This window comes from Mucilaginibacter gossypii (assembly GCF_900100945.1).
Classification (GTDB): Bacteria; Bacteroidota; Bacteroidia; order Sphingobacteriales; family Sphingobacteriaceae; genus Mucilaginibacter; species Mucilaginibacter gossypii.
Genome location: NZ_FNCG01000001.1, coordinates 380,942 through 406,205, shown reverse-complemented (window position 1 = coordinate 406,205; position 25,264 = coordinate 380,942). Strand labels below are relative to the sequence as shown.

The 25,264-nt window shown below is 42.1% G+C and carries 17 protein-coding genes; 12 read left to right on the top strand and 5 right to left on the bottom strand.

Translation table 11 applies throughout. The features are described 5' to 3' along the window. Window positions 1-25: 25 nt before the first annotated feature. From BLS28_RS01805 to BLS28_RS01795, 3 genes are all read right to left on the bottom strand, one after another. Window positions 26-1,582, bottom strand: a complete 1,557-nt coding sequence (locus BLS28_RS01805) for a vanadium-dependent haloperoxidase (protein ID WP_091162915.1) — start codon at window positions 1,580-1,582, stop codon at window positions 26-28. 30 nt (window positions 1,583-1,612) lie between these two features. Further along, the gene (locus tag BLS28_RS01800) at window positions 1,613-2,545 is read right to left on the bottom strand and encodes a transporter (RefSeq protein WP_208102495.1); all 933 of its coding nucleotides are present in this window, start codon (window positions 2,543-2,545) and stop codon (window positions 1,613-1,615) included. A gap of 258 nt (window positions 2,546-2,803) precedes the next feature. Continuing rightward, window positions 2,804-3,355, bottom strand: a complete 552-nt coding sequence (locus BLS28_RS01795; protein ID WP_129571264.1) for a hypothetical protein — start codon at window positions 3,353-3,355, stop codon at window positions 2,804-2,806. Window positions 3,356-3,517: 162 nt separating this feature from the next. Between BLS28_RS01795 and BLS28_RS01790 the strand changes: the two genes are divergently transcribed. The 4 genes from BLS28_RS01790 (at window position 3,518) to BLS28_RS01775 (ending at window position 6,938) form a co-directional block, all read left to right on the top strand. Beyond that, window positions 3,518-4,078: a YeeE/YedE family protein gene (locus tag BLS28_RS01790; RefSeq protein WP_091162603.1), complete on the top strand. Its 561-nt coding sequence runs from the start codon at window positions 3,518-3,520 to the stop codon at window positions 4,076-4,078. Between the two features lies 1 nt (window position 4,079). After that, on the top strand, window positions 4,080-4,496 hold the full coding sequence (locus BLS28_RS01785; protein WP_091162602.1) for a DUF6691 family protein: 417 nt from the start codon (window positions 4,080-4,082) through the stop codon (window positions 4,494-4,496). A 60-nt stretch (window positions 4,497-4,556) separates the two neighbouring features. After that, entirely contained in the window at window positions 4,557-5,141 is a 585-nt protein-coding gene (locus BLS28_RS01780; RefSeq protein ID WP_176844340.1) for a TlpA family protein disulfide reductase, read from the top strand. 246 nt (window positions 5,142-5,387) lie between these two features. Further along, on the top strand, window positions 5,388-6,938 hold the full coding sequence (locus BLS28_RS01775) for an alpha-N-arabinofuranosidase (RefSeq protein ID WP_091162600.1): 1,551 nt from the start codon (window positions 5,388-5,390) through the stop codon (window positions 6,936-6,938). A gap of 308 nt (window positions 6,939-7,246) precedes the next feature. On the opposite strand, the gene BLS28_RS01770 is transcribed toward BLS28_RS01775, so the two are convergent. Next, window positions 7,247-9,823 (bottom strand): phosphoenolpyruvate carboxylase, encoded by a 2,577-nt coding sequence (locus BLS28_RS01770; protein ID WP_091162599.1) that lies wholly within the window; start codon window positions 9,821-9,823, stop codon window positions 7,247-7,249. Between the two features lie 274 nt (window positions 9,824-10,097). On the opposite strand from BLS28_RS01770, the gene BLS28_RS01765 reads away from it, so the two are divergent. The 8 genes from BLS28_RS01765 to BLS28_RS01730 all read left to right on the top strand — a co-directional run bounded on the left by BLS28_RS01765 (window position 10,098) and on the right by BLS28_RS01730 (window position 24,076). Beyond that, the gene (locus BLS28_RS01765; RefSeq protein ID WP_091162598.1) at window positions 10,098-12,254 is read left to right on the top strand and encodes an FUSC family membrane protein; all 2,157 of its coding nucleotides are present in this window, start codon (window positions 10,098-10,100) and stop codon (window positions 12,252-12,254) included. 196 nt (window positions 12,255-12,450) lie between these two features. Further along, complete coding sequence (locus BLS28_RS01760) at window positions 12,451-13,596, top strand: methionine aminotransferase (RefSeq protein ID WP_091162597.1); 1,146 nt, start codon at window positions 12,451-12,453, stop codon at window positions 13,594-13,596. 176 nt (window positions 13,597-13,772) lie between these two features. Continuing rightward, entirely contained in the window at window positions 13,773-14,558 is a 786-nt protein-coding gene (locus BLS28_RS01755) for a nitrilase family protein (protein WP_091162596.1), read from the top strand. A 173-nt stretch (window positions 14,559-14,731) separates the two neighbouring features. Then, window positions 14,732-16,006: a TolC family protein gene (locus tag BLS28_RS01750; RefSeq protein WP_091162595.1), complete on the top strand. Its 1,275-nt coding sequence runs from the start codon at window positions 14,732-14,734 to the stop codon at window positions 16,004-16,006. Between the two features lie 20 nt (window positions 16,007-16,026). Then, the gene (locus BLS28_RS01745; protein WP_223266271.1) at window positions 16,027-17,130 is read left to right on the top strand and encodes an efflux RND transporter periplasmic adaptor subunit; all 1,104 of its coding nucleotides are present in this window, start codon (window positions 16,027-16,029) and stop codon (window positions 17,128-17,130) included. 69 nt (window positions 17,131-17,199) lie between these two features. Next, complete coding sequence (locus BLS28_RS01740) at window positions 17,200-20,337, top strand: efflux RND transporter permease subunit (RefSeq protein ID WP_091162593.1); 3,138 nt, start codon at window positions 17,200-17,202, stop codon at window positions 20,335-20,337. 208 nt (window positions 20,338-20,545) lie between these two features. After that, window positions 20,546-23,593: a GH92 family glycosyl hydrolase gene (locus tag BLS28_RS01735; protein ID WP_091162592.1), complete on the top strand. Its 3,048-nt coding sequence runs from the start codon at window positions 20,546-20,548 to the stop codon at window positions 23,591-23,593. Window positions 23,594-23,824: 231 nt separating this feature from the next. After that, the gene (locus tag BLS28_RS01730) at window positions 23,825-24,076 is read left to right on the top strand and encodes a hypothetical protein (RefSeq protein WP_501037390.1); all 252 of its coding nucleotides are present in this window, start codon (window positions 23,825-23,827) and stop codon (window positions 24,074-24,076) included. 62 nt (window positions 24,077-24,138) lie between these two features. Here the strand turns inward: BLS28_RS01730 and BLS28_RS01725 are convergent, their stop codons facing one another. Continuing rightward, window positions 24,139-25,017: a polyphosphate kinase 2 family protein gene (locus BLS28_RS01725; RefSeq protein ID WP_091162913.1), complete on the bottom strand. Its 879-nt coding sequence runs from the start codon at window positions 25,015-25,017 to the stop codon at window positions 24,139-24,141. Window positions 25,018-25,264 lie beyond the last annotated feature (247 nt).

Here is a 25,264-nt window from a genome sequence, read left to right as displayed (position 1 = left end):
TATTCGTCCTCAATTCAACATCCTGTTATTTTGCGTCTGCCCCATCAGCCTTACCTCTGTTAACTGCATACTGGCCAACTTTATTTCCGGTTACCAAACCAACTTCGCAGTCGCTCCGATAGTGAATAGCCCCGTACAACCTTGACATAGCCGCCGCATGCGCCATATCGGTGAACTTACTCCCCCTATCGGGCAGCAAATAGGTTAGTACAGTAGCAGCCGAACCGCTAAAGTTAGAGTGACCTGACGTATACGCCGGAAAATTTGGCACCCCAGTTAATGTTTTGATATTTGGGTTAGCCTGCGACGGGCGCTGGTTAAAGTAAAAATATTTAGTATCCCAACATACAATAGCGGCATCCATTTGGGCCATGTTCAACAACGCAAAGTTACGTGCCCAGCGTACTTCGCTGTAATTTTGTTTTACAAATTCATCAGCTGCAATAGCATTCCAGTGACCTGTAGGCGTATAAGTACCGGCACCATCGGCCCAGAAAGCAACCAGCTCTTCATGATCGCGGCTATGGTCTTTACTGAATGACAATACTTCTTCTGTTTCTTTTTTAAACTCGGCCGAATTTGTTGCGTATGGAGCCGGGGGCCTGATTGCAGCTACAGTAGTTGAATCGAACAAGAAAGGCGTAACTTTTGAAAACAACGGCAGCATTGGTGGCCTTTTGGGGGTTTCCAGGCTCACCCAAAATTGCTCGCCTTTTGCAGCGGTGATGGTTTCAAAGTTTTTCCAGATAGCGGGAGAACCGCCGGCTTTGCCTGCACCGTCATTACGGGCGCGGGTAGCAAATATGGCGGCTACCTGCCTGCCTAACGATTCGCCGGCAGCAAATTCGCCACGGGTATTAGCTCCTGATGCCATCCTGTATAATCTTTCTTCATCAACCTTTTGTTGTATAAAGGCTACATCCGCAGGAAATAATAATTTCATGATCTCAGATGTCGCACCAGATACTACCGCGTCCTCGCTTGGGTACGAAGGCAGTTCGGATGCCGGGATCAGTGCTTTAACACCTGAGTCGTTTTTATATGGCGCCGTACGTTTATAAACGTTTTTGAAATGCCATGCAGCTATCAGCGCATCATATTGTGCAGCACTTACATAAGCGTAGGCACGTGCAGCATAAGGAGGGTTTGAAAACGGAAATTCAGGGTAATTAAAAGGATTGGTAGAACTTGGAGCCGGATAAGTACCATCAGGGTTCTGGTATGGTGGTATATTATGTTTGGCTACAAGCTCGCGCAAAATCTCATTCCATCTTAATACAGAGCCCGCGCTCCAATATTGGATCTTTGACTGCTGATCACTGGTTAGATTTTTCTGTAATCCTTTAATCTCGTTCAGATCGGCTACATAGGCCGGTGATGTAACAGCATCAGGCGCGGCTACGTTCAACACACTAAAATCTTTAACCAGCACCGGGTTCCAGGTATCGGCAGTAAGGTCAAGATTTGAGGGTTTAAGCGCCGGGTATAACGCAGTGCGGTCTAAAATATCTTTCCTGCACGAACTAAACGTTGCCGCTGCCAACGCTGTAATTGTAAATATATTAAGTATCGTTTTTTTCATTTCATTGATCATTGATTATCCAACTGCTAATTACTTCTCCTTTTTGGTGCTAAACACATAGTACACACCTGCAAATCCCGACCGGGTTTGGCCTACATTACGTCCGTTTAAAACATAGTTACCGCCTGCAGTAAACTCAAGTCCGCTGATAGACTGGAAACTGTATTTCAATATTAAACCAACAGCTGTGCTATTCATGCGGTTACTTGGAAAAGGCATATCGTTTTTACGGATATCAAAGCCGCTTGTACTTGTAATCTTTGTAAAAGTGGCCTCGGCATTAAATTTGAGGCTGCGGTAGCCACTGCTAAACATAAAGTTGGTAGCGTTTGGTAACTGCACCTCATTGGTGTAATGCATTTCGGTAGTGTAGTATGAATTTCTGTCGATAGTAATATTATCGCGGCGAATGTACTGACCTGAGCCTGCCACAAAGAATCTGCCTGTTTGATAGTTAAGCAAGGCGCGTAAGGCTACGCTTTTGCTATGCAAGCCTACAGATAAAGGCAAAAAATCGGCTTGATAATTGGCTAAAGGCAATGAACCCGTAGCTATGGCATGAACGCTAAATAAACCACTGCCTATCTCCTCTTTTACGGCCATCCATTTAAACGAAACCATAAGGTCCTGAAATGACTTTTCGCCTCTTAAAGTACCGGCCGAAGCGTTGGTAGTTACATAAGGAACCATGAATAGCAGGTTGATCCGGTTTGAAAGACCGTAATTACCACCCAGGCTGTAAACATTTGTACTCACGGTACCCAAATTTGGATTATCCCGTTTAAAAGTACCTTCCCAGTAATGGTCCCAACTCCCATGGGTATATACTGCGGCGGCACAAAAATAATTTTTAGGGATCATCAATGCATCAGCATCGGTTTGGGCTTTGGCACATTGTGCAACAGCCAATAAAAAAGAAACTACAATACAACATCTGTAAAAATACAGCGACATAAATTTCATTACGTTTAAATAAAGGGTATAACTAAATTGGTAAAACAAAAGCCGGATCAACATTATCAACTGAAATCGCTTAACCACCGATTTGTTGATAATACATCAGCATTAGTGAGCATGATCAAAGCCGTAAATGAAATTGTTGTATCTAAAATTAGCAGCACAGGTGATGTGCAGATTCAAACAACAAAATGATAAAAAACCTTTGCGTCCCTTAAAGTACAGGCACACAAATTAATTTAACTCATAATTTACAGGCAATAATCAGCAGGCAATGTTTGGAGGTTTGCCGGGCGACTCGATGAAGGGTGAATTTACATGGTAGGCTATAGGGCGTGGTTTTACCTTTAATGTCCTTCCGTAAGATAAGAATTGATAATGCATAACCTGGAAGCTGTATTCGCCCCCGGCGTTTATCTTTTTTTGCGATGAATCGTGTCCCTTTTTACTTAAGGGCACATCGCTTATTTCTTTGGCAATAATGAGGTTTGCATTAACCAAACGGGTTTTAACGCTATTGGCTATACAAATAAATGACATAGTGTCCTGTGTAACTTTATACCGCAGGTAATTGTAGTATACCCCTTTTAGCTGCAATTGCCCCTGATCACGAACATACCCACTCCAACTGTGGATTTTTGGAAGATGTACAGGAATCTTGATCTCTACAAGTTTGGTAGCGTCAACCTTATTTTCATAGATCTGCTTAACAATTTGCACTTCGGACCGGTGAATAAAATACTCAAATACTAAACTGTATCCGCCCAAATTGAACAGATGTACGTTTAATAAAAGTATCGCTATAAGCTTCTTCACCAAAATAAATTTTGTTAGGGTATATAATTGCCAGTAAATATATGTAACAATATTGTTAAAACAAATAAAAAGTAAAATTGTATCAATTACAATTAAAAGCCAGCCTGATTAGGATTTTGCCAATTCACATTAGATATATTTGCGGTTATTAACCCGTAAACTATGGATCTGATAACTCAACCCTGGCCCTGGTATGTATCCGGTCCGCTAATAGGCCTTATTGTACCAGCCCTACTTATTATCGGGAATAAAACTTTTGGTATCTCGTCATCACTGAAGCACATCTGTGCGGCATGTATTCCAGCCAATATATCCTTTTTTAAGTATGATTGGAAAAAAGAAAACTGGAACATGTTTTTTGTAGTCGGCATTGTTTTGGGCGGCTTTCTGGCTGCACAATATCTTTCTGCTAATCATCCGGTTAATATCAATCCGCAAACCCATGCATTGCTGCAACAACAGGGAGTTAAAGATTTTAATGGTTTATTACCAAAGGATATCTTCAGTTTTGGTGAACTGCTTACCTTAAGGGGTTTTATTTTTATGGTGGCAGGGGGCTTTTTAGTGGGCTTTGGCACCAGGTATGCCAACGGCTGCACATCCGGCCACGCCATCATGGGAATCTCGAACCTGCAATGGCCATCGCTGGTGGCAACCTGCTGTTTTATGGCAGGAGGTTTCATCATGAGCTGGTTTATTTTACCTTACCTTTTACGTTTATAATATGCAAAACATTAAATATTTGTTTGCAGGCCTGCTTTTTGGCATATTGCTGGTAAAATCGGAGGTGATCTCCTGGTTCAGGATCCAGGAAATGTTCAGGCTGCAATCGTTTCATATGTATGGTATCATTGGCAGCGCTATTATTGTAGGGATGATCTCCGTTATGATTATTAAACATTTTAAGATCAAAACCCTTACCGGCGACGCTATTGTTATTCCCGACAAAAAATTTAGCTGGGGCAATGTATATGGCGGGCTGATATTTGGCTTAGGCTGGGCAATTACAGGCGCCTGCCCTGGTCCGCTGTTTGCGCAGATTGTAAGTGGAAGTGGCTTTGCAGTTACTGCGGTTACGCTTTTAAGCGCTATTTTGGGGACATGGGTTTATGGCTTGCTCAGAGAAAAATTACCACATTAAATTAAGTTCATGCAAAGGCGCGAAGCAGCGAAATATTTACAGACCCTTAAATATCACTTTATGATCCAACAAAAAAAGATCCCGGTTTCAAATATTTTCAGCATCCTCATTATGGCATTGGCGTTGTTGGTAATTTTTAATCCAAATGCAAAAGGTTATCTGATCAGGGGCCTCATGTCGCTGGATTTTTTCCAGCCCGATCCCGGAGGGTACGTTAAGCATCACGAAAACTTTACCAACGTACCGGATATCCAGTTTAAAGATGCAGGCGGTAATACCATATCGTTAGGCACCCTAAAATCTAAAGTGGTATTTATAAACTATTGGGCTACCTGGTGCCCTCCCTGCATCGCAGAAATGCCTAAGGTAAATGAACTCTACAAAAAATTCAGGAACGATCCAAAAGTAGCCTTTCTTTTGGTTGATGTAGATAACGATCTGCCTAAAGCCAAAGCTTTTATGCTTAAAAACGAGTATGACCTACCTTTATATACACAGGAGAGCAATGTACCCGGCACTTTATTAGATGGAACTATCCCTACTACCCTCGTATTTGATAAAGAGGGCAAGCTTATTTATAAGCACTCCGGCGCGGCAGATTATAGCAATGAAAAGTTTGAAGAGTTTATAAGGAACAACCGTTGATTAATTTAATTTCACTGATTCCGTTGATTTTTCCTTGAATACATCAATCAGGTTTTAAGGGCTAAATATCCAAGATCATTCTTCTAAAATAACACGCTGTCAATCCCAAAAACGTTGGCCAGTCCTGCAGCGCATCAGCGAAATCCATGCAATCAAAACATCAACGGTAATTTTTATTGTTATTTTAACACTTATTAACAAATTTTTCTTTTCTTTACTGCACAATCAGTTAAATCCTAAGTTTCAATGAAAAAGAACCCGTTTTTACAACTCGGCGTTATCGCTTTGTCTTTATTGAGCTCGGCATCCTTCGGGCAAACAGGTACACTTAATATCAGTACCGATTCAAAAACAACCATTAGCAAGCACATTTACGGCCAGTTTGCCGAGCACCTCGGTCATGGCATTTATGGAGGTTTTTGGGTTGATAAAACCCTACCTGTAAAAAAGCAGGACCGCATCAGGCTTGACATTGTTGATGCCCTTAAAAAGATAAAGGTCCCTAACCTGCGCTGGCCCGGCGGATGCTTTGCCGACGAGTATCACTGGCGCGATGGCATCGGCCCCGCAACTGCACGCCCGCGTATGGTAAATACCAACTGGGGCGGCATTACCGAAGATAACAGCTTTGGTACACATGAATTCCTGGAACTTTGCGACTTGTTGGGCTGTGAGCCTTATATAGCAGGTAACGTAGGCAGCGGTACGGTTGATGAAATGTCGAAGTGGATTGAATACTTAAACTCAAATAGCAGCAGTACTGTAGTGCAATTGCGTAAAAAGAACGGACACCCGGCACCCTACAAAGTAACTTATTGGGGTGTGGGCAACGAGAGCTGGGGCTGTGGCGGTAATATGACACCTGAATATTACTCCGACCTGTTTAAACGCTATGCATCATTTGCCAAGGATTACCCAGGTGCTAAACTGAAAAAAATAGCCAGCGGGCCAAACTCTGATGATTACCGTTGGACAGAAGTTTGTATGAAAAACATCTCGAGCGGTATGATGGCAGGTTTATCGTTGCATTATTATACCATACCAACAGGTAATTGGGGCAAAAAAGGTTCGGCAACTAACTTTGACGAAAAAGAATACTTCAGCACTATGGTAAACTGCCTTAAAATGGAGGAGCTGGTTACCAAACATTCGGCCATTATGGACAAATATGACCCTGAAAAAAAAGTGGCCCTTGTTGTTGATGAGTGGGGTGTTTGGACTGATCCTGAACCAGGAACAAACCCTGGTTTTCTTTACCAACAAAACAGCTTGCGCGACGCTTTAATAGCGGGCACAACGCTAAACATATTTAACAACCATAGCGACCGTGTTAAAATGGCCGCACTTGCACAAACCATTAATGTGCTGCAGGCTTTGATATTAACTGATAAAGAAAAAATGGTGCTCACCCCTACTTACCATGTGTTTGATATGTACAAGGTGCACCAGGATGCCAAATACCTGCCCATTAAGTTGAGCGCGCCTGATTATGAAGTTGACGGCAAAAAAATTGAAGCTGTAAATGCATCTGCTTCGCAGGATGCGGCCGGCAAGGTACACATCTCATTAGTTAACCTTGATCCGCACAATACTATTACCATTACAACCGGCCTTAGCGATATAAAATGGCAAACCGTTAGCGGTCAGGTATTAACCTCGGCTAAGTTAACTGATGTTAATACATTTAAAGATGCCGATAAAATCCACCTGAACACTTTTACCGGAGCTAAAAAAGACGGTGACAAACTGGTAGTAAGTCTGCCTGCAAAATCAATCGTAACACTCGAATTGCAATAAATCCTTTCCCCTAAATACAAAAGAGGCCGCATCAAATACAAATGATGCGGTTTTTTTTATTACATATAAAGCAATTGAACAAACACGAATAATCAACCTATTGGTTTTAAGCTATACGTATTCTGCTTTTAACTTTATAATAGCTCACGGTTTTTTCTTAAAGTTTAAGTGCAGAGGCTTTTCAGACTAAATGTCAAAAACCTTTGAAAGCTTTTGACACAGCCCATCATGATCATACAATTAAATCAAAAAAATCCACCTGCTATTGCTAACAGGTGGATGGGGATATAAATTAAAACAATAAACTCTTAAGCCAAATTGCGCCCGGCATTTACAATACCGTAAACCGTACGGATCACCAGCTTGTTATAAACATCATTAAGCTCGGTATCCTTTTCATAATTGATACATTGCAGGGCGTAGTGCTGAATGATCACCAGCGGTAACACTATTTTTTCGCGAATAGCAATAGAACGACGTTCAACCGGATATTCTTCCATCAGTACGGTGCTGCCGGTTAGTTCAAGCAACATTTCGCGGGTAAGAATAAACTCATCGCGAAGCATTTTCCAGAAAGCGCCAAATTTTTCATCCTGTTCCAGGTACGCTGTAACCCTGAAGTCCGACTTCGACATCGACATCATACAGTTATCCAGCATAGTTTTAAAGAAACCCGAAGTTTGATAAAGCTCTTTAATCTCGTCCCAACCGCCAGTTTCTTTAACCTGTTTAAGTGCTGTACCCACACCATAAAAACCGGGGATACTTTGTTTTAACTGACTCCATGAAGTTACAAAGCTGATAGCCCTAAGGTCTTCCAGTTTCAATTGAGCCCCTGCATTACGTTTAGTTGGGCGGCTGCTGATATTAATCCTTGATAATAATTTCAGTGGACTGAATTTTTCGAGGTATTCAACAAACAGCGGATGTGCACGCAGATCAATAAACAGCTTATAGCTTACATCGGCCATTTGCTGAATGAGTTCCTTATGACGGTTATCCAGCAGATCGTTACGGTTAGGGTGCAAAGCTGAGATAATACCTGCGTTGATCAGTTGCTCCATATTAAATTGGGCAGTTTCAACCGAACCATATTGCGAACTAACGGTTTGCCCCTGTATAGTTAACTGGATATGCTCGTTAGCAATTTCTTTACCCATCGATGCATAAAAACGGTGTGTTTTACCACCACCGCGGGCAGGTGGCCCTCCCCTGCCATCAAAAAACGCCAGCTGGATGCCGTATTTGCGGGCCATCGCGGTAAGCTCAACTTTAGCTTTATATATTGACCAGTTAGCCATCAGGTAACCGCCATCCTTAGTACTATCCGAAAAGCCAAGCATAATAGTTTGCTGGCTCCCCCTGTTTTTCAGGTGCTCGGCATAAAACGGATGGGTATATAATTGTTCCATGATGCTTGCAGCATGTTCCAGATCGTTCACGGTTTCAAACAGCGGCATAAAATCGATACTTAAGCTGTCTTTTTTCCACCCACTCCATAAAAACAGGTTAATCAACTGCAAAATATCCGAAGCGCGCTGACAGTTACTGATAATGAAACGCTGGCACGCCCTTTCACCATTACCCTGTTGAATTTGCTTAACCAACCTGATGGTATCCAGTGTATCGTGGATCATAGCATCTTTTTCCTCTTTAGGGCAAACAAAATCGGCCTCTTTAAAAGTGATGCTCTTTATTTTATCTTCTTCGCTTAGTTCCGAATAACCTTCCGCTACGCCTGTGTCAATATTTTGGGTTCCATATTCAAACACTTTACGTAAAATACGGCTGTCCTGCCTGATATCAAGTGTTGCAAAATAACATCCAAAAAGGCGTACCTTCTGGATCATGTCCTCAACAATATTCACAAACAAACCATCGTGATCCCGAAGGATAACTTCTTTTATAGAAAGCAGCAGCTCCAACAGTTCGCCTTGAAGATCAACCGGGGTTAATTGTTCGTTAGCGTTTTTGTAAAACAGCGTTTCCAGTTTAGTCATGGCTTCCTCAACACCGCGGAAAGTAATTCGGCGTTTAAGTACCCTGAAATCGCGGTAGTAACACCTGAACAGGCGCTGCCTTAAAAAGCTGGCAACTTCTTTAGTGGTTTGAGTTGTTACGTTAGGATTACCATCACGGTCGCCGCCCGGCCAAAAACCAAGCTCCAATATCTGGCGGCTTGCAGCGTCAATATCAAACTCCTCTTCCAGTTTTGACTGGATCCCAGATACGGCATGATAAAATATATTTTCCAGGAACCAGGAAAGGCTGATAGCCTCATCAACCGGTGTCGGCGATGTTTTATTAAAGAATGGCGTTTTACCTAATTGCTGCAGCAATACATCAATATTATTAATATCGTTGGTTTTTACAGCTTCAATTAAATCCGTCATGATGCCAAGCACCGTACCTGGATAAAACTGCGTAGGGTGAGCAGTAAGCACCAGGCGTAACGAAAAATCTTTTAATTTTTCACTGATATCCTGCCGGCTTTCATCACTGATGGCTGCATGCTGCAACAAGCTTTGCAGGGTACCACTGTCATCAAACTTACCTATTTTATTAAATGACGAATCTTCAATGGCGTCAAATAAAACCACCTGCCGTTCAATGTACTGAATAAACCTGAACATGCGGTTAATCTGCTCGCGATGATCGATATCCGGTACATACTTTTCAAAAAACGACTCGATAATATCTGTCGGCGAATCATGGGTGATAGCGCCTTTCTCACAATGTGAACTAAAAAACGGTAATAAGATCCCTGTATCCTTTACCTGGTAAAACGGAAGTGTTTGAAACAAACTGTTATATAACTCAAATCGGGTAACAACCTCGTTATTGAAGGCTGCTTCTCTTTGGCTGAGTTTTAACGTTGGCGACATAGTAAAAAATTAAATTGAGGTAAAATTGATTGGTTTAGCTTTTGGCCTTTTCCGGGGGGTGAATTTACTGATCTTTAATTTAATTTCATCAAAAAGTAAATATTTATTAACACAAATCTTCAATTAATGCCATTTTTATCAAAAACAGATACATAAATTAAAATTATGTAAATTTGAAACGTCATTTTAGGCCAATAAATTATATTTAATAAAAACAGGCCGAACAAACAAAATTGCTTATAATAGTTCTGTTATTTACAAAGCTACTGCTACCATGTCTATAAACACCAGGGAAATAAAAAGTTTCTTTTACAGTCAATATTTTTCTGATGGGATCCGCATTTGTATAGGCATTTTACTGCCCTCCCTCCTGCTAATGCAGTTTGATAAGTTTGATCTGGGCCTTACACTTTCACTGGGTGCATTGTGTATCTGCGTTATAGATACTCCCGGCCCGGTGTCGCACAAGCGTAATGCTATGGCGGCCGGCAACCTGTGTTTGTTTTTGGTTGCTGCTATTACCGGTTTTGCCCGGCTCAATGTATTTACGCTTGGCTTCGAGATCACCTTCTTCGCTTTTTTGTTTTCCATGTTTACAGTTTATGGCAACAGGGCAGCATCCGTAGGCACTTCATCTTTACTGATCATGATCTTTATGATGGATAAGGCATTGGCAGCTCCCGAGGTATTGGGTTACAGTGCAACTATCTTAGCGGGTGGCGTTTGGTATATGATCTTCAGTTTATTGTTTTTCGGTATCCGCCCTTACCGCGCGGCACAGCAGGCCCTTGGCGAAAATGTTACCGATATAGCTCGTTTTTTACGCATCAAAGCCGATTTTTATTTGTCGGATACCGATATTGATGAAAACTACCGCAAGCTGGTTTCCAAACAGATCCAGGTGAGCCAGCACCAGGATGCCGTGCGCGAACTGCTTTTTAAAAGCCGCATCATGGCCCGCGAATCAACAGCTCCAAGCAGAATCCTGGTGCTTACTTTTGTGGACCTTGTTGATATTTACGAACAGATCATGGCCACACACTATGATTACAGCCACATTCGCGAAAAATTTAAAGACACTGGTGTACTTACCGAAATAGCCCGTATTATCCATAACATGGCCGATGAGCTTGATGATATAGCCTACATTATATTATCAAATACGCGTCGCCGCCATCTCACTGATTTTAATATCGAACTGGAAAAACTAAAAATAAAAATCGACTCCATCGGAAAAAACAACCAGGAAACCAGCAATCTGGTGCTTAAAAAGGTGCTGGTAAACCTGCGTTCACTTAGCGAGGGGATCAACAATATCTATAAGTACTATAGTTCAAAAGCCGCCGAATCATTAAACGAGCCCAAGGGCGATGTAGAGTATTCGGCTTTTGTTACCCACCAGGATTTTGCACCGCATATTTTCTTCGACAACTTTACGCTGGCATCCGGCGCATTCAAACATGCCCTGCGTGTAGCATTGGTGTGTTTGATAGGCTTTATCACGGCTAAATTAGTATCATTAGGCCATCACAGCTATTGGGTGCTGCTTACCATTATTGTAATATTGAAGCCAGGGTTCAGTCTTTCAAAACAGCGTAACTACCAGCGTTTAATAGGTACCATTGGCGGGGGCGTTATTGGGATAGCCATACTTACCTTTATCCCTAACGTCACCGTGCAGTTTATTTTCCTGGTGATTTTTATGATGGGTGCCTACAGCTTTCAACGCCTTAATTATGTAGTGAGCGTAATTTTCATGACGCCTTATGTACTTATATTGTTCAAGTTCCTGGGCGTTGGATTGCTCAATGTAGCCCAGGAAAGAATTTTGGATACCGTCATAGGTTCAACTATCGCGTTGGTGGCCAGTTACCTGATATTCCCTACCTGGGAATTTGAACAGATTCAGGAAGCACTTAGGGATGTGTTAGTGGCCAACATAAATTACCTGGTTACCATTGCCGAAAGTATATCGGGTAAAATGATCAGTATTACCAGTTACAAACTGGCGCGTAAAGAGGTTTATGTAAAATCGGCCAACCTTTCGGCCGCATTTGAGCGCATGACATCAGAACCTAAAAGCAAACAGCGCAAAATTAAGGATGTACATAAATTTGTGGTGCTTAACCATATCCTTTCCTCGTACATCGCTACCATTGCATCGGCACAAAGCAAAAAGGAAATCCCGGTTGCACACCCTGAAGCCATGAAGCTCATCAAAAAAAGTATAACCGTTTTGAACGATACCGGTCAAAAATTACATGCTGAAAATATTGAATTTAATATAGGTAAAATTCTACCTGTTAACCCCGAAGCCCAGAAGCCGGTACCCCAACCCGAAGATGCTTTGATGAAAGAACAATTGGGTTTTATCAATAAAATCAGCTACGATATAGCTAAGATTACCGACAGCATCCTCATTGAACCATGATTTTTAGGATTTAAGGATGGATAAGATTGACTTTGTTGGGTAATCTTCCCGATTCGAAAAATCCTGTTAATCTTCCAATCCTAAAAATCACGGCACAGTAATATGTTTAAACCTATAAATTAAAATATTTCCAAATACAAAAAATACCCGGTTATGGGGATAAGTTCATAATGATTTTTCCCTACTTTAGCCGTTGATGATACCTGTTGTTTCAAAATTACCCCAAACCGGAACTACCATATTTACCGTCATGTCGGCCCTGGCCAGCGAGTTGGGTGCAATAAATCTATCGCAGGGTTTTCCTGATTATGACTGTTCACCTGAGCTGATAGAGCTTGTAAATAAGGCCATGAAAGAGGGTCATAATCAATATGCGCCCATGGCTGGTGTTATGGCTTTAAGAGAACGTATTGCCGAAAAAACCGAAAAAATTTACGGCGCGGTTTATAACCCCGAAACCGAGATCACCATCACTGCCGGTGGTACACAGGCCATTTTTACAGCTATAAGCGCTGTAATTCACCCCAACGATGAGGTGATTATATTCGAGCCAGCTTTTGATTGTTATGCCCCTGCCATAAAACTGATGGGCGGCGTTGTAAAATCGCTTGCCCTTGAGCCTCCTAATTACCGCATTGCATGGGACATGGTTAAGCGGTTGATCAACCAAAAAACAAAAATGATCATCCTTAACTCGCCTCATAACCCAACCGCAACCATTTTGCATAAGGAGGATATTGACGAGTTGAGCGCGCTGGTAAAAAACCAGGATATCCTGATCCTTAGCGATGAGGTATATGAACACCTGATTTATGATGGCGAAACCCACCACAGCATGGCCCGCTACCCTGATCTGCAGCAGCGCAGCTTCATCGTAGCATCGTTTGGCAAGCCTTTTCATGCTACGGGCTGGAAGGTGGGCTATTGCATGGCGCCTGCTTATTTGATGAATGAGTTCAGGAAAATTCACCAGTTTTTGGTATTCGCCGTAAACACTCCTATTCAGTATGCAATCGCCGAGCATTTAAAAAACGAAGAAAATTATCTTGGCCTGGCCGAATTTTTCAGGGAAAAACGCGACCACTTCAGAAAAGGCCTTGAACAAAGCCGTTTTAAGCTTTTGCCATGTTCAGGATCATACTTTCAGTCTGTAAGTTACCGCGCTATTACCGACGAAAAAGATGCCGACTTTTCTATCCGTGTGGCGAAGGAATTTGGGGTAGCGTCCATACCTGTTTCGGCCTTTTACAGCAAGGGGATTGATCACCATGTGTTAAGGTTTTGTTTCGCCAAAAGGCAAGAAACTTTAGATAAAGCCGTTGATAGGTTAATTCGAGTTTAATTTTTGGTTAATGGCCTATAGTTCATGGATCATAGCCAGATCATAAGTTTGATTTTGGATCATGGTCTATAATTCATGGATCATAGCCAAATTGTATAAGTTTTATCCGAATGGATCAACCAACCATCATGCATTTTTGCCATGATACATGATCCATCAACTATGAACCAAATATTATGGAGAATCTTAAAATTACTGTTTTTCAAGGCTACCTTTTTTGGGAAAATACCGATAAAAATCTTCAGAATATTACCCTCAGGTTATCGGGAGGGATCCGCGAAAAAACAGATCTCATCATACTGCCCGAAATGTTCAGTACGGGTTTTACCATGAACGCCGCCGAATTGGCTGAGCCTATGAATGGCAAAACCATGCAATGGATGGAAAAAATAGCCAAACAATATGATTGTGTGATAACCGGGACCATTATTATTAAAGAAGGTGGCAAGTACTACAACCGGTTAATCTGGATGCGCCCTGACGGCAGTCATGAACATTACGACAAACGTCACCTCTTTGCACTTGGCCAGGAACATAATACCTACACCGCCGGCACCAAAAAGCTTTTCGTTGAACTTAACGGCTGGAAAATTTGCCCGGTAATCTGTTATGACCTGCGTTTCCCGGTGTGGCTGCGTAATATAGAAGCTAATCCTTACGATCTGCTCATTGTGGTTGCTAACTGGCCCGAGCGCAGGGCTGCGCACTGGCGTACCCTGATACCTGCCCGTGCGGTTGAAAACCAGTCGTACGTGATAGCAGTTAACCGCGTAGGCCACGATGGAAACGAAATTTACCATAGCGGCGATTCCACCTGTATCGATCCTAACGGTAAGGTAGTTTACTATAAACGTGATGAAGAAGACCTTTACACTTTCAGTATCATAGGTGATGAGGTTGAAAAAGTTCGCCGTGCACTACCGTTTTTAAAAGATGCGGATGATTTTGAAATCAATATCTAACCCTGATTCATAGGATTTAAGGATTTTTTGATTTAATAAGATTTTTACATCCTCTATCCAAGGCAATCCTTAAATCCTACCAATCAAGGTTCCTCTACCATTAGTTTTCCTTCACTTCATACAAAATTCATAACCGTTTTGAATTTTTGTACTGTAGAATTGAAGAAGGAAACATGCGTACTATAAAATCCCTGCTATTTATATCACCGTTATTTTTTAGTTTATTAACACAAAAGGCCGAAGCACAAACAGATACGTTAAAGATCACTTTCCCTGATGCTGAAAAACAGTTCATTGAAAATAACCTAAGCCTGCTTGCCCAAAAGTATAATGTTGATGCCTCAAAGGCGCTCATTCAACAAGCCAAACTATGGGACAACCCTGTGTTAAGCACCGACCAGAATATCCATGACGGTAGCACCAATAAATTTTTCAACCACTCAAACGGAGGCGGACAAATATTTGTCCAGTTAAACCAGGTGTTTGCCACTGCCGGCAAACGCGGCAAACAGGTAAAAGTAGCCGAAGACGATGCTAAAGTTCAGGAAGCCGCCTTTAATGACTTGATGCGTAACCTGCGTTATAATCTGCAGCTTGATTTTAGCCAGTTAGGTTCCTTGAATGCGCAACAATTAGTTTATCAAAATGAAATTAAATCGGCCACTGAACTGGTTAATGCTATTCAAAAATCATTTGATGTAGGTAATACCTCAATGAAGGACCTCATCCGTTTGAAAGCCCTTTTGTTCGGTTTGCAAAATGATATGGTTGAAAATAACCGCCAGATCAACGATCTGCAAACAGAGCTTAAAACATTGTTGCAAACAAAGGAAACCACATTTGTTCAACCTGTCATAAATGACAAGCCGGTTGAAACTGTTGATCTTGATGTGCAATCGCTCATTAGCCAAGCCATGACCAACAGGCCCGATTATTTATCGAACCAGTATCAATTAAATTCGGCTACCCATAATCTTGCTTATCAAAAAGCCCTTGCCGTGCCTGACGTAACTTTAGGTGTATCATACGATCAAAACAGTAGTTATGCCCGTCATTACTATGGCTTACAAGTTGGTTTTCCGATACCGTTGTTTAACCGCAACCAGGGCAATATCAAGTCGGCACAATACAATATCAAAAGCCAGGAGAGCACCCTGAAACAAAATGAATTCCAGCTTAAAAATGATGTAGTTGCAGCTGTTAACCAGTATAAGCTAAACGTGCAGCTGTTCTCAACTCAGCAAATCGCCTTTAATGAACAGTACGATAAACTGTTTGGCGCAATGCTCAAGAGCTTCCAGCAGCGCCAGATAAGCCTTGTGGAGTTTGTAGACTTTTTTGACACCTATAAGGACACCAAATTAAAAATATTGCAACAACAATTCAACCTGCAAAAAGCAATTGCCGACCTCAATTTTGCTGTTGGCACTACCGTAATAAAATCCTGACTAACATTTTAAGACTTACTATGATGAAAAGAGAAACGCTGTTTTCCGGCATCTCAGCTTTGCTACTACTTGCCGCTTGCAAAGGCAAGACACCTCCTGCTGTTGAAAACAAACAGGTAACTGTTAGTGATTCAATGGCTAAAATTATCACAATCGATACTGCCAGGATCGCTACCATAAAAAATGAGCTTACACTTTCGGGCGAGGTATCATATGATGACAACACCGTTGTTAAAGTATTTCCTTTTTCAAGCGGGCAGGTGTTGGATGTAAAAGTTTCACTGGGCGATAAAGTGAGCAAAGGTCAAACTCTCGCCATCGTACGCAGTGCCGATGTTGCAGGTAATTATACCGACCTTAGCTCGTCAAAATCCGACCTTGCTATTTACAAACGTCAGCTTGAACAGGCCGAATATCTGTACAAAAACGGCATCTCAAGCGAGCGCGATTATACTGAGGCTAAAGAAAATTTCAACAAAGCCGAAGCTGCCTACAACAAAGTAAAAGAGCAGATTGCAATCAACGGCGGTGGTAATACCAGCCCCGGCGGTACATTGGTAATCAAAGCGCCTGAAAGCGGTTTTGTGGTTGAAAAAAATATTACAGCAGGCGGCTATATCCGTCCGGATAATAACAACAGCATGTTTACAATATCCAACATGAAAGATGTTTGGATTTGGGCCAACGTGTTTGAGTCAGACATTAGCCGTGTTAAAGTAGGTTATACAGCCAAAGTTACTACGATTGCCTACCCCGATAAAGTTTTTACCGGCAAGGTTGACGCCGTTAGTTCTGTGCTCGATCCGGACAACAAAGTATTGAAGATTAAAATCGTATTGCCCAACGATGGCATGCTGCTTAAGCCGGAGATGTTCACCAGTGTGGTAATAGCCAACAGTGAAAAAGCGCAGTCGGTTGCTATACCAGCAAAAGCCGTTGTTTATGACAACAGCAAAAACTTTGTAGTGGTTTATAACAGTAAAGACGATTTGAAGGTACGCCAGGTAGCGGTTATCAAAACCGTTGAAGACACCACCTATATATCGTCAGGTTTGCAAGCCGGTGATAAGATCATCTCAAAAAACCAGCTGCTTTTTTATGATGCCATTGCCGGCAACAACTAACAGGTGGGTAAACCAAAAATTGCCAGGTTTTAACCAGGGCATTTACGTTTTTAAAATACAAAGACTACAATGAACAAGTTCATCAAAAATATAATATACTTCTCGCTCAGGCACCGTTACTTTGTGTTTTTTATGACACTTGTATTGGTAGCATTGGGTGTGTGGAGTTACACCAACACCCCTATCGAGACTTTTCCCGACGTTACCAATACACAGATCATAATTATAGCCCAATGGCCGGGGCGCAGTGCCGAAGAGATGGAAAAAATGGTTACCATACCAATGGAAACCGTTTTAAACTCGGTGCAAAAAAAGGCTAACCTCCGTACCACATCGTCTTTTGGTTTATCATACATCCGTATTATTTTTGATGATGATGTTGATGATGCGTTTGCCCGCCAACAGGTATTAAGCCGACTTGGCAATGCCGATTTGCCCGATGGGGTTAAACCCGAGGTTGAACCGCCATACGGCCCAACAGGTGAAATTTTCCGTTACACCCTAAAAAGCCACACCAAATCTTTACATGACCTTACCGCTATACAGGATTGGGTGCTTGACCGCCAGTTTAAATCAATCCCCGGTGTAGCTGATGTGAACAGCTTTGGCGGCGAGGAAAAAACTTATGAAGTGAGTGTAAACCCTTCGCTGTTACAAAAATACGGTCTTACCTCGCTTGATGTTTACACGGCCCTTAACCGTAGTAACATTAACGTAGGTGGTGATATCATCGAAAAAAACGACCAGGCTTATGTAGTACGTGGTATTGGCTTAATCAATAATATCGAAGAAATTCAGAATATTATTATCAAAAACGTTAATAACGTTCCGATTTTGGCCCGTGATATTGCCGAGATTAAAGAAGGCGGTTTACCGCGTTTAGGCCAGGTGGGCCGGGATAAAAACAACGACGTTATTGAAGGTATTGTGGTAATGCGTAAAGGTGAAAACCCTGCCGAGGTATTAAAGCTCATTAACCAGAAGGTTGTCGACCTCAACAAAAGCGTGTTACCTGCCGATGTAAAGATCTCCACCTTTTATGATCGTACCAACCTGATGGATTTTTGTACCGAAACGGTGATCCATAATTTATGCGAGGGTATCATATTGGTAACCGTTATAGTATTCTTGTTTATGGCCGATTGGCGCACAACGCTCATTGTTGCGATCATTATACCGCTGGCATTATTGTTTGCTTTCATCTGTTTACGATTAAAGGGAATGAGCGCCAACCTGCTCTCTATGGGTGCAGTCGATTTTGGTATCATCATAGATGGGGCGGTGGTGATGGTTGAAGGGATCTTTGTGGCGCTGGATCACCGGGCTAAGGAAGTAGGGATGCAAAAATTCAACGGGTTGGCTAAACTTGGCCTATTCAAAAATGTCGGCGCCGAGATGGGTAAAGCTATCTTTTTCTCCAAGCTTATCATCCTCACCTGCTTGGTACCAATTTTCGCTTTCCAAAAGGTTGAAGGCAAAATGTTCTCTCCGCTGGCTTACACTTTGGGTTTTGCTTTGCTTGGCGCATTAATCTTTACACTCACGCTGGTACCAGCTTTGTCAAGCATCTTGCTTAACAAAAATGTAAGGGAAAAACATAACCCGGTAGTAATATTCTTTGAAAACGGTATCCGCCGTATGTTTAGTTACACATACCGTAATCAAAAGCTGAGCCTGATAGTAGCGGTAGCGTTTATGTCGGTTACCTTCTTTTCGGCTAAATTTTTAGGCTCGGAATTCCTTCCGCAGCTTAACGAGGGCGCCCTGTGGGTAACCGCGCAGCTGCCAATGAGTACCTCGCTGGAAAGTTCGGTTAAGGTAACTGATAAAATGAGGCAGATCCTGTCAACCTTCCCCGAGGTGAAACAAACCCTGTCGCAAGTGGGCCGTACCAACGACGGTACCGACCCGAAAGGTTTTTTTAACGTGCAGATCCAGGTTGACCTGCTGCCTAAAAAGGAATGGAAACGAAGCATCAGCCAGGAAGAGCTGATAGCCGAAATGGATAAAAAGCTGAGCCAGTTTCCGGGTATTGTATTTAACTATTCGCAGCCTATTATCGATAACGTAGCTGAGGCTGTTGCAGGTGTACCTGCATCTATGGCAGTAAAAATATTCGGGCCCGATTTCCAGGTGCTTGATCAGAAGGCCGACTCGGTAATGGCTGTGCTCAAGAAGATCCACGGTGTTGAAGACCTTGGTATTTTACGAAACCTCGGTCAGCCGGAGTTCCGCATCGAGCTTGATCAGCGCAAGATGGCACTTTACGGAGTGTCTACTGCCGATGCCAACTCGGTTATTGAGATGGCCATAGGCGGTAAAGCGGCCTCACAGCTTTATGAAGGCGAACGTAAATTTGATATCCGGATCCGTTACCAAAAACAATTCAGGGATACTCAAAGCAAAATTGAGAACCTGATGGTACCTACATTAAACGGTTCAAAAATTGCGATTAAAGAGATTTCTAAAATCACCACATTAACCGGCCCTGCATTTATTTACCGGGATAATAACATGCGTTACATCGCTGTGAAATTCTCGGTGCGTGGCCGCGACTTAGGTAGCACTATAGCCGAAGCGCAGGAAAAAGTAGGCGCCGCCGTAAAACTTGACCAGGGATATTCATTTACCTGGAACGGTGAGTTTGAAAACCAGATCAGGGCATCAAATACGTTAGCGCACGTAGTGCCTGTGTGTTTACTGGTGATATTCCTGATCCTGTTCATCACCTTCGGTAACGCTAAAGATGCAGTGTTGGTTATCCTGAACGTGCCGTTTGCGTTGATAGGCGGTATTTTAGCATTACATATTACTAATACAAATTTTAGTATATCAGCAGGTATTGGTTTCATTGCCTTGTTTGGTGTATGTATACAGAACGGTGTGATCCTGATCTCGGTGTTCAAGAAAAACATTGAAGAAAAAATGCACCTCGATGAGGCCATTATGCAAGGCGTGATATCACGTGTGCGCCCGGTAGTGATGACCGCGCTGATGGCTGCCATTGGTTTAATGCCGGCAGCTATCTCAACCGGTATTGGTTCGGAAACTCAGAAACCGTTGGCTATAGTAGTTATAGGTGGGCTTGTGACATCTACCATCCTAACCTTATTGATATTACCTATTATTTACGCAATCGTGTACCGTTTAATACACCGTCGTGAAAACCGTAAACTGCTGAAAAAAGTAGGTATGATAAAAGGATAAAACTGAACACTAATTATTTCGAATTAAATCGAATTTCACGAATTAGTTATTCTAAAACAAATAGCGATGGGGATATGCCCGTCGCTATTTGTTTTTAGTGACCATTTATTATACTAATAATAAAATAGGGAACTTTCCTGTTAGTAAATATTCGTGGTAATTAGTGTAATTTGTGCACACTCAAATCATATAATTGGTTTTAAATAATATGTCATTGATCAAACCCGTATTCCGCTCTGCTTTGCCGGTCACCCTGTTGCTTGTTCTGCCTTTTTTATCATCGGCACAAAAGAAAAAAGAGAAGGAAAAAGACTACGCCCAACTGGTTGATCCATTTATAGGTACTGGCGGACATGGGCATACTTATCCCGGTGCGGTGATGCCTTTCGGCATGGTACAGCTTAGTCCGGATACCCGGTTGGAGGGTTGGGATGGCTGTTCCGGTTATCATTATACCGATAGCCTGGTATATGGTTTCTCGCACACGCACCTGAGCGGTGCCGGTGTCCCTGATTACTGTGATGTATTGTTTATGCCAACCACCGGCGATCCTAAATTTAAAAACACAGATTATCGGTCGCACTTTAGCAAAAAAAATGAGAGTGCTACACCAGGTTATTATAAAACACTGCTCGATAAATATAATATTGGCGTTGAGCTAACTGCAACTACCCGTGTAGGCATGCATCGCTACACTTACCCGTCAACCGATAAGGCAAATATTATTATCGATCTGCAGCACCGCGATGAGGTTTTGGATTCATGGATAGAAGTAGTAAATGATCATGAATTACGTGGTTTCCGTATGTCGAAATCATGGGCCGACAAACAGCAGGTATATTTTTACGCTAAGTTTTCAAAGCCTTTTAAAACTTACGGTATTGCTTTAAATAACGAGGTACAAAATGGCCAAAGCAAAGCACAGGGCAAAAATGTAAAGTTGTTTTTGCAGTTTAATAATCCCGGCGAAGTAATCAGCAAGGTGGGTATCTCGTCGGTAAGCACCGAAGGTGCTTTAAAAAACCTGGATGCAGAAATACCTGATTTCGACTTTAAAAAAATTCAGAAAGATGCCAAAATAGCCTGGAACCATGAATTGAATAAAATTCAGGTTGAGGGCGGCGCACCGGCCCCGGCAACCCAAACCCAACCCGTAGGCGGAACAAGCCCATACAGTTATGCTCCTCCTGCTAAAAAAGTGGTGCAGCCCGATTATGCTAAAATCAAACAAACCATATTTTATACCGCCTTATACCATAGCATGGTTGCCCCCAATATTTACAGTGATGTGGATGGGCAATACCGTGGTATGGATCAACAGGTACATACAGCTCAGGGATTTGATTACTACACCGTGTTTTCCTTATGGGATACCTACCGGGCCGAGAACCCGCTGCTTACGCTGATAGACCGCAAGCGCACGCTCGATTTTATCAAGAGTTTTATGGCGATGTATGATCAGGGCGGCTTATTACCGATATGGCCGCTTGCGAGTACCGAAACTTATTGCATGATCGGCAATCATTCAATCCCGGTCATTGTGGATGCTTACGCGAAGGGCATTCGTGATTTTGATGCCGAGAAAGCTTTTATCGCCATGAAAGCCGCCGTAAACCGTAACCAGTTTGGGCTGGATAATTATCGCAAAAACGGAGCAGTTCAATCAGACGAAGAAGATGCGTCTGTGTCTAAAACATTGGAGTATGCTTATGACCATTGGTGTATAGCTCAAATGGCAAAAATGCTCAATAAAACCGACGACTATACCCAATACATTCAGCGGGCACAATACTGGAAAAATGTTTTCAACAACCAGAATACTTTTATGCAGGCACGTGCTAACGGCGGCTGGTTTGAGCCTTTCGACCCTGCAGAGATCAACAGCAATTATACCGAGGGCAACTCCTGGCAGTATTCGTTCCTGGTACCCCACGATGTAGAAACACTGATTGATAAAATGGGAGGCAAACAGGCATTTGAAAACAAGCTCGATGAATTGTTCAGTACACAATCAAAACTTAGCGGCAGTGACATTCCCGATGTAAGCGGATTGATAGGCCAATACGCACATGGCAACGAACCAAGTCATCACATGGCGTACTTATATAATTTTACCGACTCGCCGGATAAAACCCAGTTTTATGTGAGCCGTATTTTGCGGGAAGAATACAGCAACAAACCTGATGGTTTAGCCGGTAATGAGGATTGCGGGCAAATGTCGGCCTGGTATGTGATGAGTTCTTTAGGAATTTACAACATTGCACCCGGTCAGCAGGATTTTCAGATTGGTATCCCGCAGTTTGATAAGGCAGTGATCAATTTGGAGAACGGCAAAAAATTCAGCATTATCAACCCCGGCGCCGGCATTACCCGCAGCAATATCTATCTGCAAGGCATGAACCTTGATAAAAAGGTATACAGTAAGCTTTTTATCAACTACGATGATATTACCAAAGGCGGGGATTTTGAAGTGTTTACCGGCAGGCTGGCTAATAAGATCTTTACCCAGGACCCGGAAAAACCTGTTTCAAAAATTACGGATAACCTGATTATTTCTAACCCATATATCATTGCACCTGCTAAATCATTCAAACAGCCTTTCAGCCTTGAAATCAAAGATCAGGATACCGATGCAAAAACCTATTACACACTCGATGGCTCTGCTCCTACTGCATCGTCAACGCCTTATACACAGCCAATTACTATTAGCGATAATATCACGGTAAAAGCTATCGCGATAAAGGAGGGCAAAAGCAGCTTTGTTGATGAGGCAAGTTTCATCAAACTCCGCAACGATATTAAGCTAACTATACTGAATAAATACCTGCCTAATTACGCAGCAAAAGGCGATGAATCATTAATTGATGGACAGCACGGCACTACCAACTGGCGTTTAGGCAATTGGCAGGGTTACCAGGGAAAGGATTTTATAGCCATTGTTGATATGAGCGCCGTTAAACCCATCAAACAAATCAGCGTCAGTACCTTGCAGGATAGCCGCGCCTGGATTGTGTTCCCTAAATATGTACAGTTCTGGACATCAAATGATGGCAAAACTTACAAACTGGCGACCACCGTTAACACCAAAGTTGATATTAAAGATACCAACGTGCAAACCCAGGAATTTACCGCGCCGTTAAACACCAATGCCCGTTATATTAAACTGATAGCCAAGCAATACGGCCCGCTTCCAGATTGGCATGAGAATAAAGGCAGCCAGTCCTACATTTTTGCTGATGAGATAACCGTGGAGTGATTTTAGATGTGTGTATATGCAAATGATTGAAGTTTTGCCATAGCTAATCATTTAAAAATGAATAAAACTATTTCATTTTTAAACGGTTAGCTTTATACAAAAAACTTTACCACACATGGAAAATTACAAACCTACCTCTGACGACGGAAGACCGCCGGCATCATTAGTTATTTTACACTTATCGGGTGGCTTATTGCCTATTTTGCATTATAAACCAACAATAAAACACCGCTGGCAGCCTACCAGATGAGACAAACACTATTGTTTCACCTGGTTTCAATCGTAATTTCATGGCTTGCCGGTTTTATTATAGGCATGGCCTTTGTAACATCAGGAATATTCATAGGTGCGTCAATCCTTTGGATTATACGTTTAGGCTTACTGATCATATGGGTTATCGGCTTAATTGGTGCTGTTAATGGCGAAAGAAAACCGATGCCGCTTATTGGAGAGCCCGCACAAAATATGTTTTCGGGTATTTAAGATTCAGAATGCCATCGCAGACTTACGAAGTTTCAAAAACTTCGTAAGTCTTAAGATTTCCGTTATTGCTTTTCTAACAAATGTTTAGCCTCCTGTAGTTTTTCCATTTCGTCTTTAGGCAAAACAGGGAACTCCAGCCTCAACTTTTTCAAGGTATCCCTAATTATAGTTGATATCGCGATGCGCGTAAACCATTTCTTATCAGCCGGGATAACATACCAGGGGCAATCATCTGTAGCGGTTTCGTTAATGGCTTTTTCATAAGCTTTCATATACTCATCCCAATGCTCCCGTTCCGCAATATCGCCGGCCTGGAACTTCCAATTTTTTTTGGGGTTATCTATTCGCTTTAAAAACCGCCTCTTTTGCTCCTGTTTTGAAACATTCAGGAAAAATTTGATCACAACAGTGCCGCTGTTACAGATATGCTTTTCAAAATTGCGGATGCTCTCATATCGTTGCTCCCAAAACTGCTTGTCAATATCCTTTACTTGCTTTATCGTTGGATTATTTTCCTTTAAAACAAGTTCGGGATGGACTTTAACGACAAGCACATTTTCATAGTGCGACCTGTTATGGATACCAATACGCCCTCTTTCGGGCAGGGCTTTGTAATGCCGCCACAAAAAGTCGTGATCATAGTCTTCTGAACTGGGTTGTTTAAAGCTGTAAACCTGGCACCCCTGAGGATTTATGCCCGACATGGTGTGCGCTATAGCGCTGTCTTTTCCGGCAGCATCCATCGCTTGAAAAATAATAAGCAATGAATAACTATTTGAGGCATACAGTTGTGCCTCCAATTTAGACGTTTCAGCTATCAGTTCATCCAAAACAGACCCGGCATCTTCTTTTTCGTAACCATAGCTAAATGCAGGATCATGATCACTCAGCGAAAATTTGGTATTACTTGGTACCTTAAATTGCTCTGTCAAACTTTTCATATAAATAGATATCCATACAAAGTACAAAAACAACATTAAAGTTTTAGCAACTTGATTTCAAATATACGTTGCAACCTTCAACAGGCGATTTTTTTTATCCAAACAGCTTTTGATTTATTTATTGTGTACTTTGCACATCATAAATATGTATTATGCCAGCGTTAACCTAAAATTTACCTGTCTATTTTACGTTGTTTATATTTGTTAAACTGCACTATGATATAGTGTCATAATTTTACATTTTTTA

Bases quoted from the DNA above. Each gene is read 5' to 3' on its own strand.
- BLS28_RS01770 (WP_091162599.1), bottom strand. From the start codon at position 9,823: ATGTCGCCAACGTTAAAACTCAGCCAAAGAGAAGCAGCCTTCAATAAC.
- BLS28_RS01785 (WP_091162602.1), top strand. From the start codon at position 4,080: ATGCAAAACATTAAATATTTGTTTGCAGGCCTGCTTTTTGGCATATTG.
- BLS28_RS01750 (WP_091162595.1), top strand. From the start codon at position 14,732: ATGCGTACTATAAAATCCCTGCTATTTATATCACCGTTATTTTTTAGT.
- BLS28_RS01760 (WP_091162597.1), top strand. From the start codon at position 12,451: ATGATACCTGTTGTTTCAAAATTACCCCAAACCGGAACTACCATATTT.
- BLS28_RS01775 (WP_091162600.1), top strand. From the start codon at position 5,388: ATGAAAAAGAACCCGTTTTTACAACTCGGCGTTATCGCTTTGTCTTTA.
- BLS28_RS01765 (WP_091162598.1), top strand. From the start codon at position 10,098: ATGTCTATAAACACCAGGGAAATAAAAAGTTTCTTTTACAGTCAATAT.
- BLS28_RS01755 (WP_091162596.1), top strand. From the start codon at position 13,773: ATGGAGAATCTTAAAATTACTGTTTTTCAAGGCTACCTTTTTTGGGAA.
- BLS28_RS01745 (WP_223266271.1), top strand. From the start codon at position 16,027: ATGATGAAAAGAGAAACGCTGTTTTCCGGCATCTCAGCTTTGCTACTA.
- BLS28_RS01790 (WP_091162603.1), top strand. From the start codon at position 3,518: ATGGATCTGATAACTCAACCCTGGCCCTGGTATGTATCCGGTCCGCTA.
- BLS28_RS01780 (WP_176844340.1), top strand. From the start codon at position 4,557: ATGATCCAACAAAAAAAGATCCCGGTTTCAAATATTTTCAGCATCCTC.
- BLS28_RS01800 (WP_208102495.1), bottom strand. From the start codon at position 2,545: ATGAAATTTATGTCGCTGTATTTTTACAGATGTTGTATTGTAGTTTCT.
- BLS28_RS01740 (WP_091162593.1), top strand. From the start codon at position 17,200: ATGAACAAGTTCATCAAAAATATAATATACTTCTCGCTCAGGCACCGT.
- BLS28_RS01725 (WP_091162913.1), bottom strand. From the start codon at position 25,017: ATGAAAAGTTTGACAGAGCAATTTAAGGTACCAAGTAATACCAAATTT.
- BLS28_RS01735 (WP_091162592.1), top strand. From the start codon at position 20,546: ATGTCATTGATCAAACCCGTATTCCGCTCTGCTTTGCCGGTCACCCTG.
- BLS28_RS01805 (WP_091162915.1), bottom strand. From the start codon at position 1,582: ATGAAAAAAACGATACTTAATATATTTACAATTACAGCGTTGGCAGCG.